Source organism: Thermodesulfobacteriota bacterium, from assembly GCA_040755095.1.
Classification (GTDB): domain Bacteria; phylum Desulfobacterota; class Desulfobulbia; order Desulfobulbales; family JBFMBH01; genus JBFMBH01.
Genome location: JBFMBH010000014.1, coordinates 1 through 14963, shown reverse-complemented (window position 1 = coordinate 14963; position 14963 = coordinate 1). Strand labels below are relative to the sequence as shown.

Genomic DNA, 14963 nt, shown 5'->3' with positions numbered 1-14963 from the left:
CCGCGGCGCCCTGCGTCCTCCAAGCCTAGAAGGCGAGCCGCAGCTCGACCCAGATCGACCGCCCTTCCAGAGGGATATCACCGGGGATCTTGCCGTCGGTGGCCTCCCGGGCGCCGGTGTCGAAGAGGTTCCGCACCGCACACGCCGCCTCCAGGTGGCGCAAAAGCCGCTGGCGCCGCAGGGTCAGGTGCACCAGGGCATAGTCGTCCATCTCCGGCCGGGTGTCGGTCTCGACCCGGGAGCGACCGGCGACCCAGAGGAGCTGGCCATCCAGGGACCAGTCCGGCAGAAAGGCCCAGTGCGGGTTCAGCTTCACCAGGTGGCGGGGGGTGTCCGGCACCGGCAGGTTGCTGGCGTCGTCCACGGCGTGCTGGTACGAGTAGGAGGCCCGCAGCCGGAGGTCGCCGGTCAGGTGCACCTCCAGCTCCAGCTCGCCGCCGTACGCCTCGATGTCCCGGAAGTTGGCGGCGGTGGCGGTGACCGCCGGCTTCGGGTCAGGCACAAACTCGATCAGGCCGTTGGCCCGATAGGCAAACAGGCTGGTCGAAAGCCGCCAGGACTGGCCCGGGTCCAGGGCGTAGGCCAGCTCCAGGGTGTCCACGGTCTCCGGCTCCAGGTCCCGGCTGCCCCAGGTGACCGGGTTGTTGATCAGATAGAGCTCCGCAAAAGAAGGGGGCCGGAAGGCCCGGCCGTAGAGGAGCTTCCAGGTGGCCGCAGGCGTCGCCTCCCAGACCAGGGCCAGCCGCGGGTTGGCGGTGAGGCCGAAGTCGGAGTAGTGGTCCAGGCGCAGGCCCGCGGACAGCTCCCAGGCCGGCGCCAGGGCCCATTGATCCTGGGCCAGCCCATACCAGATCAGCCGCTCCTGGTCCTGCATGAAGATGTACGGGCTGTCGCCATTGAGATAGGTCAGCGTGCCGCCGGCATCGTTCACCGCCGTCGTCAGAAAGCCGCTGGTGTCCAGGACCCCGGGGCCGAAGTTCTTGAAATTGTCGGTCCGATCGGCCAGGTAGCGCAGGCCGCCGCCGCAGCGCAGGCGATGGCTCGCCCAGCCGGAGTACAGGCCCACGGCCTCCAGGCCGACCTGGCCCTCGGCAACGATGGGCTCGCCGAAGAGGCCCTCGGTGAAGCGCACCCGATACACGGTCGTGGCAGGGCTGGGGGAGATGTTGCCGTCTGCCGTCATGGCCAGGATGGAGCCGGGCGGGAACTGGCGGTAGAAGCCGTCAACGCGCTGGTGGAAAGCGGTCAGCCGCAGGGCGCCATCCAGGTCCGGCAGCAGCTGGGGCCGCCGGTAGCCCAGATCCAGGGCCAGCCACTGGCTGTCCATCGAGCCATAGGGGTCGAGGACCTGGTTGATGCCGTTGCCCAGGCCGCGATCGTGCTGGAGCCCGCCCCAGAGCCGGGCCTGCCAGCCGCCATGGGCCAGACTCAGGTAGGCATTGAGGTTCTCGTAGCCGGTGGGCAGTTCGCCGGGGGCCAGGCTGGCCGGCGGGCCAAAGGGGGCATAGACGGCATCCATCGCGGTGCGCAGGTCCCGCTCCACTATCCGGTGGGGATCGCCGCTGCCGCGGCGCAGGTCGAGATTCAGGGCCAGATCCCAGCCGCCGTGGTCGCCGCCGTGCTGGAGCCAGGTCTCGACCGTGTCGAAGGAGCCGTAGCGCGCCCCGATCTCACTGCCCTCGATCTCGTAGCCGGCCTTGGTGATGATGTTGATGACGCCAGCAAAGGCATCGGCGCCGTGCAGGGCCGAGCCTGGCCCCCGGATGACCTCCAGCCGGGAAACAGCGGCAACCGGCAGGTGGACGACATAGGGCCGGGCGCCGTGATAGCCGAGGCTGATCGGCTGGCCGTTCACCGCCACCAGCACCTGGGGATTGAGGCCGGTGAGCAGGCCGCGAAAGCTGTAGCTGGGCAGCAACAGGTTGGTGGAGCCGGGCAGGACGTGCAGCCCCGGCACCATCGCCAGGGCCTCCTCCACCGTGGTGGCCCCCAGATCCCGCAGATCGGCAGCCGAGATGACCGTGGCCACCGACGGTGCGGTGCGGACCGACTCCAGGATGCCGGTGCTGCTCTCCAGGAGCCGGTCGGTGCGGTAGACCATCTCCTCGCTGTAGGGGGAGGCAAACAGGGCCTCCACCTGCTGCAGCCGCTCCTCGTCCGTGGTCGCCCGGACGGGGCCGGCCAGCCCCCCCACCCAGGCCACAGCCGCCAGCCCGAACCGAACGCCTCGTGCCATCATGGCTTGCCTCCCCGGTGTCTGACGGTCTGGCCATCCTTCCCCCTTCAGCCTTCCTCCTTCCTCCTTCCTCCTTCCCGCCTACGCCATCCAAGTGCCCTTGCGCTCCTGATCCAGGACGTTTCGCAGCAGCCGCGCCAGGTCGGCGGGCCGGAAGGGCTTCTGGAGAAACTGGAAGGGGAAGGGCGCAACGTTTTCGGCCACGAAGTCGGGCGGATAGGCGCTCATGAGGATCACCGGCAGCTCCGGCCGCTCGGCGCGCACCATGTCGGCCAGGCTGCGGCCATCCAGCTGGGGCATCACGATATCGGTCAGCAAGAGGTGCACCAGGCCGGGATTACGGCGAAACACCTCCAGCCCCTGGGCGCCGTTGACCGCGGTGAGCACCCGATAGCCGTAGGCCTCCATGGTGGAGGCGGCCATCCGCCGCACCTCGTCGTTGTCCTCGACCAGGAGGATGGTCTCGGTGCCGCCCCGCGGCACCTGGTGGATGGCCGCCTCGGCGCCCTGGGTGGTGTGGGCCGAGCGGGGCAGGTAGACGGAGAAGGTGGACCCGGCCTCTGGCCGGGAGACCAGGCGCAGGTGACCGCCATGCTGGGTGACGATGCCGTAGACCGTGGACAGCCCCAGACCCGTGCCCTTGCCCGCAGCCTTGGTGGTGAAAAAGGGATCGAAAATCCGGGCCTGCACCGCCTCATTCATGCCGCAGCCGTCGTCCGTCACCGACAGGACCACGAAGGAGCCGGCAAAGAGCCGGTGCTCCACGTCCGGTATCGGCTGCTCCACGGTCTCGTTGCGGGTCCGCAGCTCGATGCGGCCCTGGCCGTGGATGGCGTCCCGGGCGTTGACCATCAGATTGAGGATCACCTGCTCCATCATCGAGACATCGGCATCCACCGGCCACAGCTCGGGCTCCAGCTCGAGGACGATCTCCAGATCCGAGCGCATCAGCCGCCGCAGGAGCTTGAAAAAGGCGTTGATCACCCGGTTGAGGTCCACCACCTTGGGCTCCAGCACCTGTTTGCGGGAGAAGACCAGGATCTGGCGGATGAGGTCCGCGGCCCGCTGGGCGCTTTCGGTGATGACCCGCAGCCGATCCCGCACCGGATCCTGCGGCCCGAGTCCCATGGCGATCAGCTCCGCGCTCATGATGATCGGCGCCAGCACGTTGTTGAGATCATGGGCAATGCCGCCGGCCAGGGTGCCCAGGGCCTCCATCTTCTGGGACTGCCGGTACTGCTCCTCCAGCTGGGCGCGGGCGATCTCCTCCCGCTTGCGCTCGGTGATGTCCCGGTCGATGCCCCGGAAGCCGATCAGGGCCCCCCGCTCGTTGAGGACCGGCATGGCACTGGACTCCACGAACACCGTCCGGCCGTCGGCGTGCAGGCAGCTGCGCTCAAGCCCGGCATAGCCGCGGCCAGTGGCGACACAGTGCTGCAGATGCTGGTGGCAGGTCTGCCGATCCACTTCCGGCAGCAGGGCTTGGCTGAAAAACTGCCCCAGGAGCTCATCCGGACTGCGGCCGAACAGACGGCTGCAGACCGGGGAACAGTAGGTGTAGCGGCCCTGGCTGTCCATCTCCCAGACAAAATCGCTGATGGTCTCCACGAGATCCCGGAAGCGGGCCCGGGACGAGGCCAGCTCCTGGCGGGTTGCCTCCTCCTGGCGGGCCAACCGCCACTTGCTGGACAGGGACAGGGCCATCTGGAGCAGCTCGTCGGCATCGAAGGGCTTGCGCAGGAACAAGAGCCGCTCCGGGGCGCCGATGGCCGCCACCATCTCCTCCCGGCTGCGGTCCGCGTAGGCGGTGACGATGACCAGCTCGATGGCCGGATCGGTGGCGCGGATGGCGGTGGCGGTCTTGACCCCGTCCCAGCCGGGGGGCATGCGCACGTCCACAAAGGCGACGGCATAGGGTCGATCCTCTTGCCGGGCTTCCACCACCTTCTGGTAGCCGTCCTCGCCCTGGTCGGCGAAGACCAGCTCGAAGGCCGGGGCCTGGCCGACCGCCGGCGGCCGCCGGCCCAGGAGGCTGTCCATGCGCCGGCTGGCCGTGCCCTCTTCGGTCTCTTCCGGACTCAGGACATCCCGGAAGGCCTGCCAGACATCCCGGTCGTCATCGATGATCAAAATGCGGGTGGCGTTGTCCATGGCTTCGGGTGAACGTGGGTTGAGGTTGGGGTGCCGGCTCAACGGGGCGACAAGGGGAGCCCTTGGGAATCAAGGGATGGAGGCGCCCTTCGCCGGGGCGCTCCCGGTGCCATCCCTCCCATGGCTGCCATGATGCCCATGCCTCCCTCAGGTCGCCAGCCCATCGGCCAGCGGCAGCCGGATGACGAAGCTGGCCCCCTGGCCGCGGCCCGGGCTCTCCGCGGTCAGGGAGCCGTGGTTGGCGATGAGATAGTTGGCCGAGGAGTGCAGGCCAAAGCCGGAGCCCCGGGGCTTGGTGGAGTACCCGAAGCGGAAGAGGCGGCTTCTCTCCTCGGCGGTAAAGCCCACGCCGGTATCGCTGACGGCCAGGAAGACCTGGGCCGGCGGCCCGCTTTCCACCCCGGTGGTGACGGTCAGGCAGCGGTCTGCCGGCGGCACCGGGTCCATGGCCTCGTAAGCGTTCTTGATCAGGTTGACCACGATCTGCATGAGCTTGGCCTGCTCCATGCCCACCGGTGGGGTGGCGGCCAGCCGGGTCTCCACCCGCACCTGCCGCCTGGCCAGGGACTCCTCCAGCATGGTCAGGGAGTCCACCGCCAGCCGGGCCAGATCCACCGGCTCCCGCTCGCCGATCAGCCGGGCATAGCGGAGCTGGAGGGCGATGATCGCCTCGATGTGGCGCTGCCGCTCGTTGATCCGCTCCAGATCGACGATCACCTGCCCCAGAGCCTCGGCGACCGTGCCGGGCAGGAGCTCCAGGATATCGAGGAGACGCTGCCGCTCCGCCGGCGGCAGATCGGCTCCCCCCCGGATCGCCACCGCCAGCTCGCTGGCGGCCTGGGCCACCCGCTCGGCCAGAGGCGCACCGCGCAGCCGGCGCAACAGGCCGGAGACGGCGATGATCGCCGGTGTCATGGCATTGCCGATGTTGTGCACCACTCCCACCGCCATCTCGGCCATCCCCGCCTCGTGGGCCTGGTGCAGCAGGTGCTCCTGGGCCTCGGCCAGCTCCCGGGTCCGCTCGACCACCCGCGCCTCCAGCTGCCGGTTGGCCTCATCGAGCGCCGCGTAGCTGTGGCGCAGCTGGCCGGTCATGTGGTTGAAGGCCCGGGCCAGACGGGCATACTCGGCGCAGCCCAGGCCGGCGACCGGCAGCTCCTGGGCCAGATCGCCCCCGGCCACCAGCCGGGAGCCCTCGGCCAGCACCGCCACCCCCCGCAGCAGATAGCGGGTGCAGAAGAAGGCCACCAGGACCCCCAGGGAGGTGAAGACCGCGGTAAGGACCAGGAAGGAATTCCGCAGATCCCGCATCTTGGCCGCCCACTCTGCCCGTTCGGCGGCGATCTCCCGGTTGATGCTCGCCAGGGAAAAGCCGCAGCGCAGCACCCCGGCCGGCAGGGCGCCGCTCCAGACCGGAATGACGGCCTCCAGCACCGGCTGCAGGTGGTCGCCCACCGCCACCATCCCTTCGAGAAAGCGGGGGCGCACGAAGCCGGGACCGCCCTCCGGCGGGCCCTTGGCGGTGATGGCCGCTGCCGGCCGCGCCAGGGGATCATCCAGAAAACGGCCCACCAGGCCGGGATCGCTGTGGCCCACGGCCATGCCGTCAGCCCGCATGAGGATGCAGTAGACCACCTGATCATCACCCTCCGCCACCTGCCGCAGCAGGAGGTTCAAGAAGGCGTAGTCGAAGCCGGCCAGGGCCTGGCCCGCGGCCATGGCCACACTCCCGCTCAGGGCCGCCCCCCGATCCCGGAGGTCCTGCCGCAGCTGGCTGATGCTGCGCTCCAGCTCCTGGTCCCGGAACGTGCTCTCCTTGTGCATGTAGAGCAGGCTCAAGGATGGGAAAAGCAGGCCGAGGACGATGCAATTCATGGCCACCAGGAGAACGCGCAACGAGGGCACAAAGCCCTCAGTCGATGATCTCACTGGTCAGGCCCATCACCGCGGGATCGAGCTTGAGGCCCATCTCCCGGGCGGTCCGCAGGTTGAGAACCGAGCGGGTGGCCAGGGGTGGCCGGACGCCGATGGCGGCCGGGGTGGCGCGGCCCGCCAACAGATCCCTGGCCAGGGCCGCTGCCTGGTAGCCGACGCCCGTCTCATCCACATCCAGGGCCAGGAGCAGGCCGGCCGAGGCCGCCTGCCGGCTCGGCCCCACACAGGGCAGGCGCCGCCGCACGCACTCCGTCTCCATGAGGGCCAGATGCTCCAGGCTGTAGAGCATGGGATCCGGGAGCACCCACAGGGCGTCCACCTCCTCGGCCAGCCGGCGCAGCTCCTGGCGGAAACGGGCCGGATCAGCCAGCGGCCGCGCCACCAGCTGCAGGCCCAGGGCCTGGGCCTCGCCTTGGGCCGCCGCCACCGTTTCCGCGGAGAACGTCGGGTTGTAGAGCACTCCCAGGCGCCGGACGCCGGCCCGGACCAGGGTGGCGCTGGCAAACTGCACCCCCGGGGAGACATCCTGGGCGATACCGGCCACGTTGGCCTGGCCACCCAGGCTGTAGCGCTGCCAGTTGAGCACCAGGGCGAAAAGCACCGGCAGATCAGGCCGCTCACTGGTCCAGGCCTTGGCCACAGCGGCCGCCTTGGCGCCCAGGGCGAAGACAAGCTGGGGCTCGCTGGCCAAGAGCTCGGCCATAACCTGGGGCGCCCGGTCCAGCCGGCCGCCCAGATCGAAGGTCCGAACCGGCACCGGCATCTCGCTCTTGAAGGCAGCCAACGGGGCGAGGTAGGCGGCCTCCGCATCGCTCAGCAGCACCGCCACCCCCCCAGCCCGACTCACGGCCGGCCAGAGGAGCTGTCCCAGGGCGAGAAGCACCAGGCAGCTAGTGAGCAATCGTCTGCCAGCCATCGATCTGCAGCGCCTCCAGAAGCTGGATGCGGGAGGATGAGGCTTCCGTGGCCGCCAGGGCATGCCGCAGGCGCTCCAGCTGGTCGGCGGACAGGATGCCGTGCCGGTAGCAGAGCACCGGCAGCGGCATCTCCCCCGTCTCCAGGAGCGGCAGCAGGTTGGCCGTCAGGGTCGGATTGGCGGCGCTGATGGCCGCCAGGTTGTGCTTGACCACCAGGGCGGCATCCACCTGGCGAAACACCAGGGCCAGGAGGGCATCGAAATCCTTGGGCACGGTCACCACCCGCAGCTCTCGCACCCGAACCCCGCTGTCCGGGGGGAGCATCGCCTCCAGAAGGTCGCCCGGGGTCGCCCCCAGGGAGGTGGTGGCGACGGTGCGGCCGGCCAGGGTCCCGGGGGTGAGACCGGCGTCCTTGGCCACCAGCAGCACCTTGCGGTAGCTGGTGGCGCCGTCTTGCACCGGCCGCAACAGAGGCACCAGGCCCAGGGCCGCGCCGTGGCGGCTGAGAAGCCAGGCGGGCATGACCGCCAGCGCCGGCGGCGCCGCGGCCAGCTGCCGCTCCAGATCCACCAGATGCACGAAAGGCTGGAAGGTGAGGTGCGGATCGACGCTGGCCAGGAAGCGGTCCATCTCCCGCTTCAGGAGGCCGATGTTGCTCTGGGGCGAGTCGGGATAGAAGTAATAGAAGGGCTGGGCAGCACCGGGCCGGGCAATGGCGAGAACCGCCAGGATCAGGCTGAGCGCCACGGCCAGCAGGCGGCAGGGCCAGAATCTGTGGGGCGGGTGGGTCAACGCGGTCGATCCCCCGGAGAAAGTGACAAGACAGGCGCCGCTGCCCGCCGGGCCGAAGCCCGGAGACAGAACGGACAGGCTATTCTTCCCACAGTCGGGAGGGAAAGGCAAGACCCAAGCTGATAGGCCCAGCCGATAGGCCAGGCAGGACGCGGGACGCGGGCAGGGGGATCGTTGGCTTCTTCCGGGCCGGGGGGGCGGCCTCCCCCCGGCCCGCAAGGCCAGGTCAGTGCTCGGCGTGGGCGAAGAGCGGCAGGTGCTTGGCAGCCATCTTGAAAAGAAAGACACCCAGGCAGACGATGCCCAACGACATCAACAGCTCCAGGACAGAGGGCAGGTAGCTGCCACCCCGGGGGATGGTGTACCCCTCCATGGAGATCACACAGACATTGATCCGGTTGAGGAGGATGCCGGAGATGACGATGATGTTCACCGTGAAGATCCGCCTGGCCGAGCGCCGCACCGCGGGCACCGCCAGCAGCGCCAGAGGCAGGATGACGCCGATGCCCATCTCCAGAAGATACATGTTGGCGGCCAGCGAGCCGTCGAAGGCCGCGGCCAGGCCGGCGTTGGTGAACAGGAAGTAGAGCTTGCAGCCCAGGTAGATGGCCAGCGTGACGGCCATCCCCCGGGCCAGACCATAGAAGATCTCCGGGTCCACCTCGTGATGGAAGGCCTTGGAGGACAGGTAGGCCTCGGCAGAGACCATGGCCAGCCCCATGGCCACGGCCGAGATCAGAAAGAGGTACGGGATGAACTGGGTGTACCACAGGGGCGACATCCGGGGCGGCGCGATGAGGAAGACCGCGCCCAGGGAGGCCTGATGCAGGGTGGAGAGCATGACGCCGAAGATGACGGCGCCGACCAGGATCTTGTCCACCAGGACCCGGGCCCGCTCCCAGCGCAGCTTCTCAAAAAGCATCGGGCTCGATTCGATGGCCAGGGTGGTGGTGTAGAACATGACATGCATGGCCACGATCCACATCACCGAGCCATACTGCCACATGATGCCCGGGTGGTAGAGGCGAAACGGGTGGCCGATGTCGAAGAAGATCGCCACCACCGCCATGAGATAGCCAAGAAAGGCGGTGAGGATAGCCGGTCGGGTGATGGGCCGGTACTTCTTCCAGTTGAAGATGTAGACCGCGCAGGCGATGATGAAGCCCCCTGCCGCCATGGCCACCCCGCCCAGGACGTCGAACCCCAGCCAGAAGCCCCAGGGGTAGACGTCGTTGAGGCCGGTGACCGGATGGCCCAGACCGTGGATCATCCGGTAGAGGGCCACACCGGCGCCGATGGCGATGCAAAGGAGAAGGCCCACCGTGGAGGGTGTGAAGGTCTTGATCTCCTGGCTTCTCTCCATGCTTCTCCTCCCTTTGGCCGGCCCGCCGCGGGGCCGGCGCTGTCCCAAATCGTTTGGCTTGCCGCCCTCTCTTCTTACAGATTGAGGCTCCACAGGCTGGCGCCCGCCGGCCTCGGCTCCAACCGGGGGACCAGGGGCAGACCCTGGCCCGCCAGCTCCGAACGGACGGCGGACAACAGCTCCGGCATGGCGGCCAAGACCGGTGGTGACAGGCCCAGGCCGGGGGACAGATCCGCCGGCTCCACCCCAAAGAGAACGATACGGCCTGGCAGCTCGCCGGCCAGGGTGGCCGCGGCCAAAACATCCGAGATCCCCAGCTGGTGGGGGGAGATGCGGGTCAGAAAGACCTTCGGCACCGCCTCCCCCGCCAGCCGGGTCACCGTGCCCGGCGGCTCGCCGCCCGTCAGGGCATCGATGAGGATGAGCTGGTCTTGCAGGCGGATGTGGCCCAGGAGCTCCAGGCCGGCCGTGCCGCCGTCCAGGATCGCCACGCCGGGCGGGCAGAGATAGCGCCGCTCCAGGGCCTCCACCGCATGCACCCCCACCCCCTCGTCGGTGAGCAGGACATTGCCCACCCCCAGGACCAGGACGCTCATGACGGCGTCCCCCATCACACTGCCCGGACCCGGACGATGGGCCCCTTGTTCTTGTCCACCATATGGATGGCGCAGGCCAGGCAGGGGTCGAAGGAGTGGACCGTGCGCAAGACCTCGAGGGGCCGCTCCGGATCGGCCACCGGGTTGCCGAGCAGCGCGGCCTCGTACGGCCCCAGCTCGTCCTTGCCGTTCCTGGGCCCGGCGTTCCAGGTGGAGGGCACCACGGCCTGGTAGTTCCTGATCTTGCCGTTGTCGATGACGACCCAGTGGGAGAGGATGCCCCGGGGCGCCTCGTGGAAGCCGAAGCCCCGCTGCTCGCCCTTGGGGAACACCGGCGGGTTGAAGGTGGTGACGTCGCCCTTGGCGATGTTGGTCACCAGGGCCTGCCACTGCTCGTTCAAGGTGTCGTAGAGCACGGCGCAGCGGATGGCCCGGGCCGCGATGCGGCCGATGGTGGAGTGCATGGCGGCAAGCCCCACCGTGCTGCCGGCCAGGGCGCTCACCGTGTCCAGCACCCGGGTGGCGTGCTTGACTGCCGAGGGATGCTTGGCGGCCAGCATGCACAGAATGTTGGCCAGAGGACCCACCTGGGCCGGCTTGTCCTGGAAGGTGGGGGCTTTCACCCAGGAGTACTTGCCGTTGTCGGCAAAGCTCGAGTACTTGGGCACCGTCTCCTCTTCATAAGGATGGCGGGTCCAGTCGCCGTCGTACCAGGAGTGCTTGATGCTCTCCTGGACGTTGCCCTCGAAAAACTTGTCCTGGTAGCTCCTGATGGCGGTGAACCGGTCGAGATCGCCGCCCGGGATGTAGCCGCCGGGCAGGGCGAAGACCGTGCCCTGTTCGTCCATGGGCATGTCCGGGGCAGACAGGTAGTTCATCACCCCGGCGCCATGGCCGGTCCAGTCGGCGTACATGGCCCCCACCGCCGCCACGTCCACCAGCAGCACCTTCTCCACAAAGGCCCCCACCTCGTCGATGATGGTCTTGATGAAGTAGAGCCGCTCCATGTTCAGGGTGGAGGGGCTGTCCGGGTTGATGGCATTGGCCACCCCGCCCACCGCCACGTTCTGGATGTGGGGGGTCTTGGAGCCCAGAATGGAGACCACCCGGTTGATGGAGCGCTGGTACTCCAGGGCCTGCAGGTAATGGGTGGCGGCCAGCAGGTTGACCTCCGGGGCCAGCTTCATGGCCGGGTGGCCCCAGTAGCCGGAGCCGTAGATGCCGAGCTGGCCGGAATCCACCAGCCCCTGCAGGCGCTCCTGGGCCGCCTTGATCTCCTGAAAGGAATTCCTGGGCCAGTCGGAGAGCTTCTCGGCCAGGGCGGCGGTGGCCCGGGCGTCGGCGGACAGGGCTGAGACGATGTCCACCCAGTCCAGGGCGCACAGATGGTAGAAGTGGACGATATGGTCATGGACGGCATGGGCGCCCATGATGAGGTTGCGGATGTACTGGGCGTTCCTGGGGATGGCGAGTCCCAGGGCATTCTCCACCGAACGCACTGAAGCCAGTGCGTGGACCGACGTTCAGACGCCGCAGAAGCGCTGGGTGATCACCCAGGCGTCCCGGGGATCCCGGCCTTTGAGGATGACCTCGAAGCCGCGCCACATCTGGCCGGAGGACCAGGCATTGGTGACCTTGCCGCCATCGATCTCGCAGTCGATCCGGAGATGGCCTTCGATGCGCGTTACCGGGTCAATGGTGATTCGCTTGCCCATGTTCATGCTCCTTTCCGTCTCAGGTGTTGGAGGTCGTCTGTTGGCTCTTGTCATCCCGGCTGGTGGCAAAGAAGCGCAGGGCCGTGCCGGCCACCAGCAGGGTGGCGATGAGCACCGGCACCTTCTCCACATAGGCCCAGGTGGAGTCGGGATAGCGCTCATCGGTGATGCGGGGGTTGAAGCCCAGAAGGTCGAAGGGCACCCCGGCCAGGAGCAGGTACTGGGTGCCGCCGGCCTCGCTCATGCCGTAGGCGCGGTTGACATAGGAGGCCAGGGGCCGCCGCAGGCGGAAGCTCGAGCCCACCGTCTGAACCGGGAAGTCGAAGTCGGCACCGGGGGATGCGGCCAGCCGGCGCTGCACCTCTGCCCGGAGATCGGCCACCCGGCCGAAGATGGAGGCGCCGGTGGGGCAGAATTCGCAGCAGGCGGCATAGCCGCCGGTCCCATACCGGTGGTGGCAGAGCTGGCACTTGACGAGCTTGGGCTTGGCGCTGCCCCACTGGAAGCGGGGAATGCCGAAGGGGCAGGCCATCTGGCAGTACCGGCAGCCGATGCAGCGCTCCGGGCGGTAGGAGACGACCCCGGTCCTGGGATCCTTGGAGAAGGCGGCCACCGGACAGACCGCGGCGCAGGCCGGGTCCAGGCAGTGCAGGCAATGGCTCTTGACAAAGGAGTAGCCGTTCTCCGCCCGGTCCTTGGCAAGACCGGAGCCGTGCCGGAAGGCCCGGATCATGCACAGGGTCTGGTCGGACAGATCAAGGGGTGCATCGTAGATCCGTTCCGGGGTGTTGAATTCGTAGGGCGGCGCCTTGCCCGCCTCGTAGAGGGCGCCACCAGGCTCCTGGGAGTTGACCCGCTTGCAGTTGACCATGCAGGACTTGCAGCCGATGCACAAGGTGGCGTCGTAGAGGATGCCCACCGCCTCGGGGGGCAGCGGCGCCCGGGTGGCAGCGGCAGCCGAGCCGACCCCGGCGGCCCACAGGAGCCCGCCTCCGGCCGCGCCTTTCAAGAGGTCTCGTCGTGACAGCGTCATGGCTAGCCCTCCTTGCCTTCATCGTGCTCGTCGTGGCTGCCGATGTTCATGGCCACCGCCACCACCGCCGCACCCAGGGCGGCGCCAGCCGCGCCGGCCGCCAGGGCCGAGGCCCCGGCGCCCGGCTCCGGTGGCAAGGTCACGAACTGGGCTGGCGGGGTGACGTTGATGGGACGGGACGGGGCGTGGATGGGCACGGCAAATCCCACCCCTTCCTCGGAGCAGCCGAAGCAGGGATGCCCGGTGCCCACCGGCCAGGCGCCGGCACCCACGTCCCCGAAGAGGAGGGTGGGGCAGTTGTTGTAGGTCTCCGGGCCCTTGCAGCCCAGCTTGTAGAGGCACCAGCCCTGGCGGTGGCCTTCGTCGCCGAAGGCCTGGGCGAAGCGGCCGGCATCGAAATGGGGCCGGCGCTCGCAGTTTTCGTGGATGAGCCGGCCGTAAGCGAACTTGGGCCGCAGCTTGTCATCGAGGGCCGGCAGCTTGCCGAAGGTCAGATAATAAAGGACGGTGGACAGGAAGTTGTAGGGGTTGGGCGGGCAGCCGGGGATGTTGATGAGCGGCGTGCCGATGCCCTTGGCCTGAAGGATCCGGTAGGCCGGGGTGGCGCCGGTGGGGTGGGGACCCACCGACGGCACCCCACCCCAGGCGGCGCAGGAGCCGAGGGCGATCACCGCTGCTGCCTGGGACGCCGTCTCTTCGAGGATCTGGAGCACCGGCCGGCCCGCCACCTGGCAGTAAATGCCGCCGTCCTTGGTGGGAATGGAGCCCTCCACCACCAGGATGAACTGGCCCCGGTTGGCAGCGATGGACTTGGCCCGGTACTCCTCCGCCTGGTGGCCGGCACCGGTGTTGAGGGTCTCCGAGTAGTCCAGGGCGATGAGATCGAGGATGAGGTGCTCCACCGTGGGATGGGTGGCGCGCAGCAGCGTCTCGGTGCAGCCGGTGCACTCCTGGCCGGACAGCCAGATGACCACCGGCCGCTTGGGCGAGGTGGCCGCCTCGGCAATGGTGGCGCCAAGGCTGGCCGGCAGGCCCATGTACACCGCCGCCGCGGTGCATACCTTGAGGAAATCCCGCCGGGACACGCCGCATCGGTCCGCAGGGAAGCATGCGTCCTTCCACCTCATGGCTCGTTCCTCCGCACTGGGGTTGTTGTCGCCAATCGGGCCTCCGGCCAGCCTCTGGCAGCCGGCGGCGAACCCAGCAACATGGTATGAAACGCAGCCGAGAAAAGGCAAGGACCCTTTTTCGCGTAGCTCCTGAAGGAGAGCAGCTGGGGATGGCCGGGCCGGGCCAATGGGAATCAGCGCTCCAGGAAGCGGGCCAGGGCGTGCAGCTCCGCTTCACTCAGATGCGGGTAGGCGGGCATGCGGGCTGCCGGATTCTGCCCCGCCGGATCCCGGATGTAGGCCCGGATGGCGGCGGGCGGCAGCCGGCCGGCCACGGCGGTGAGGTCCGGCCCCAGGCGGCCCCCCTGGCCGGCGACGCTGTGGCAGTCGCCGCAGCCTTCCCGCTCATAGACCGCCGCGCCGTCCGGGACCGCGCAGGCGGCCGCCAGAAGGGCCAGGAGCAGGGCGGCAGCCGCCCACCGGCAGGCAGCACGGGGCAAGGATGACATGGGACGGCATCTCCCTGGGATGTGGCCGAGCACCGGCCAAGGATGCCACAGGCTGGGCTTGGCGGACAAGTGGGGAGAGGAACGGGAGGCTGGACATGGGGACGCCGGCTGTGCCACAATGGCGCCCATGGGTCGTGGGGCACTGGCCGCGGTCCGCGTCCAGGCCCCGGAGGACCGGGGAGCCAAGGCTGCGAGAAGGAGGAGAGTCATGGAGCGCGCGGGAAAGGGCAGGAGGAGAGGATGGCGGGCGTTGGTGCAGGTGGTGCTGCTGGTGGCAGGCCTGATCGTAGCCGGTGTCGCCGCGGCCGCCGAGGTCAAGGAGGTCATCGTGCAGAAGGGCGACACGGTGGCCAGCCTGAGCCTGAAGGTGTACAAGACGTACAACGCGGAGATCGCGGCCATGCTCAAGGCCGCCAACCCGGAGCTGATGGATCTCAACCGCATCCGGGTCGGCCAGAGGCTGCGCTTCCCCAGCATGGCGGCAGGGCGCCCGGCGCCCCCCGCAGCAGCGGCAGCGGCGCCAGCCCGGGCTGCCGAGCCGGCCGCACCAGCCACCCCGGCGGCTCCGGCCAAGCCGGCGGCACCAGCGGCTGCGGCTGCTGCGGCG

12 protein-coding genes are annotated in these 14963 nt (G+C 68.9%); 1 reads left to right on the top strand and 11 read right to left on the bottom strand.

What is annotated here, in order from left to right:
* Nucleotides 1–25: 25 nt before the first annotated feature.
* The 11 genes from AB1634_04085 to AB1634_04035 all read right to left on the bottom strand — a co-directional run bounded on the left by AB1634_04085 (nucleotide 26) and on the right by AB1634_04035 (nucleotide 14356).
* Nucleotides 26–2239, bottom strand: a complete 2214-nt coding sequence (locus tag AB1634_04085; GenBank protein MEW6218700.1) for a TonB-dependent receptor — start codon at nucleotides 2237–2239, stop codon at nucleotides 26–28.
* A gap of 78 nt (nucleotides 2240–2317) precedes the next feature.
* On the bottom strand, nucleotides 2318–4387 hold the full coding sequence (locus AB1634_04080; GenBank protein MEW6218699.1) for a response regulator: 2070 nt from the start codon (nucleotides 4385–4387) through the stop codon (nucleotides 2318–2320).
* Nucleotides 4388–4534: 147 nt separating this feature from the next.
* The gene (locus AB1634_04075; GenBank protein MEW6218698.1) at nucleotides 4535–6292 is read right to left on the bottom strand and encodes an ATP-binding protein; all 1758 of its coding nucleotides are present in this window, start codon (nucleotides 6290–6292) and stop codon (nucleotides 4535–4537) included.
* 7 nt (nucleotides 6293–6299) lie between these two features.
* Nucleotides 6300–7238 (bottom strand): ABC transporter substrate binding protein, encoded by a 939-nt coding sequence (locus AB1634_04070; GenBank protein MEW6218697.1) that lies wholly within the window; start codon nucleotides 7236–7238, stop codon nucleotides 6300–6302.
* A complete protein-coding gene (locus AB1634_04065) occupies nucleotides 7213–8031 on the bottom strand; it encodes a PhnD/SsuA/transferrin family substrate-binding protein (protein ID MEW6218696.1) in 819 nt (272 codons plus the stop codon). The genes AB1634_04070 and AB1634_04065 overlap by 26 nt, the downstream gene beginning before the upstream one ends.
* A 226-nt stretch (nucleotides 8032–8257) precedes the next feature.
* The gene (gene nrfD, locus AB1634_04060; protein ID MEW6218695.1) at nucleotides 8258–9394 is read right to left on the bottom strand and encodes an NrfD/PsrC family molybdoenzyme membrane anchor subunit; all 1137 of its coding nucleotides are present in this window, start codon (nucleotides 9392–9394) and stop codon (nucleotides 8258–8260) included.
* A gap of 74 nt (nucleotides 9395–9468) precedes the next feature.
* Nucleotides 9469–9990, bottom strand: coding sequence for a HyaD/HybD family hydrogenase maturation endopeptidase (locus tag AB1634_04055; protein MEW6218694.1), 522 nt, complete (start codon nucleotides 9988–9990; stop codon nucleotides 9469–9471).
* Between the two features lie 14 nt (nucleotides 9991–10004).
* Nucleotides 10005–11705 carry a nickel-dependent hydrogenase large subunit gene (locus AB1634_04050; protein MEW6218693.1) on the bottom strand — a complete coding sequence of 567 codons (1701 nt, stop codon included), beginning with the start codon at nucleotides 11703–11705 and terminating at the stop codon, nucleotides 10005–10007.
* A gap of 19 nt (nucleotides 11706–11724) precedes the next feature.
* Nucleotides 11725–12738: a hydrogenase 2 operon protein HybA gene (hybA, locus tag AB1634_04045; GenBank protein MEW6218692.1), complete on the bottom strand. Its 1014-nt coding sequence runs from the start codon at nucleotides 12736–12738 to the stop codon at nucleotides 11725–11727.
* A gap of 2 nt (nucleotides 12739–12740) precedes the next feature.
* Nucleotides 12741–13865, bottom strand: coding sequence for a hydrogenase small subunit (locus tag AB1634_04040; protein ID MEW6218691.1), 1125 nt, complete (start codon nucleotides 13863–13865; stop codon nucleotides 12741–12743).
* Nucleotides 13866–14041: 176 nt separating this feature from the next.
* Complete coding sequence (locus tag AB1634_04035; protein ID MEW6218690.1) at nucleotides 14042–14356, bottom strand: c-type cytochrome; 315 nt, start codon at nucleotides 14354–14356, stop codon at nucleotides 14042–14044.
* 208 nt (nucleotides 14357–14564) lie between these two features.
* On the opposite strand from AB1634_04035, the gene AB1634_04030 reads away from it, so the two are divergent.
* Nucleotides 14565–14963: LysM domain-containing protein (locus AB1634_04030; GenBank protein ID MEW6218689.1), on the top strand; the 399-nt coding region annotated here is incomplete at its 3' end.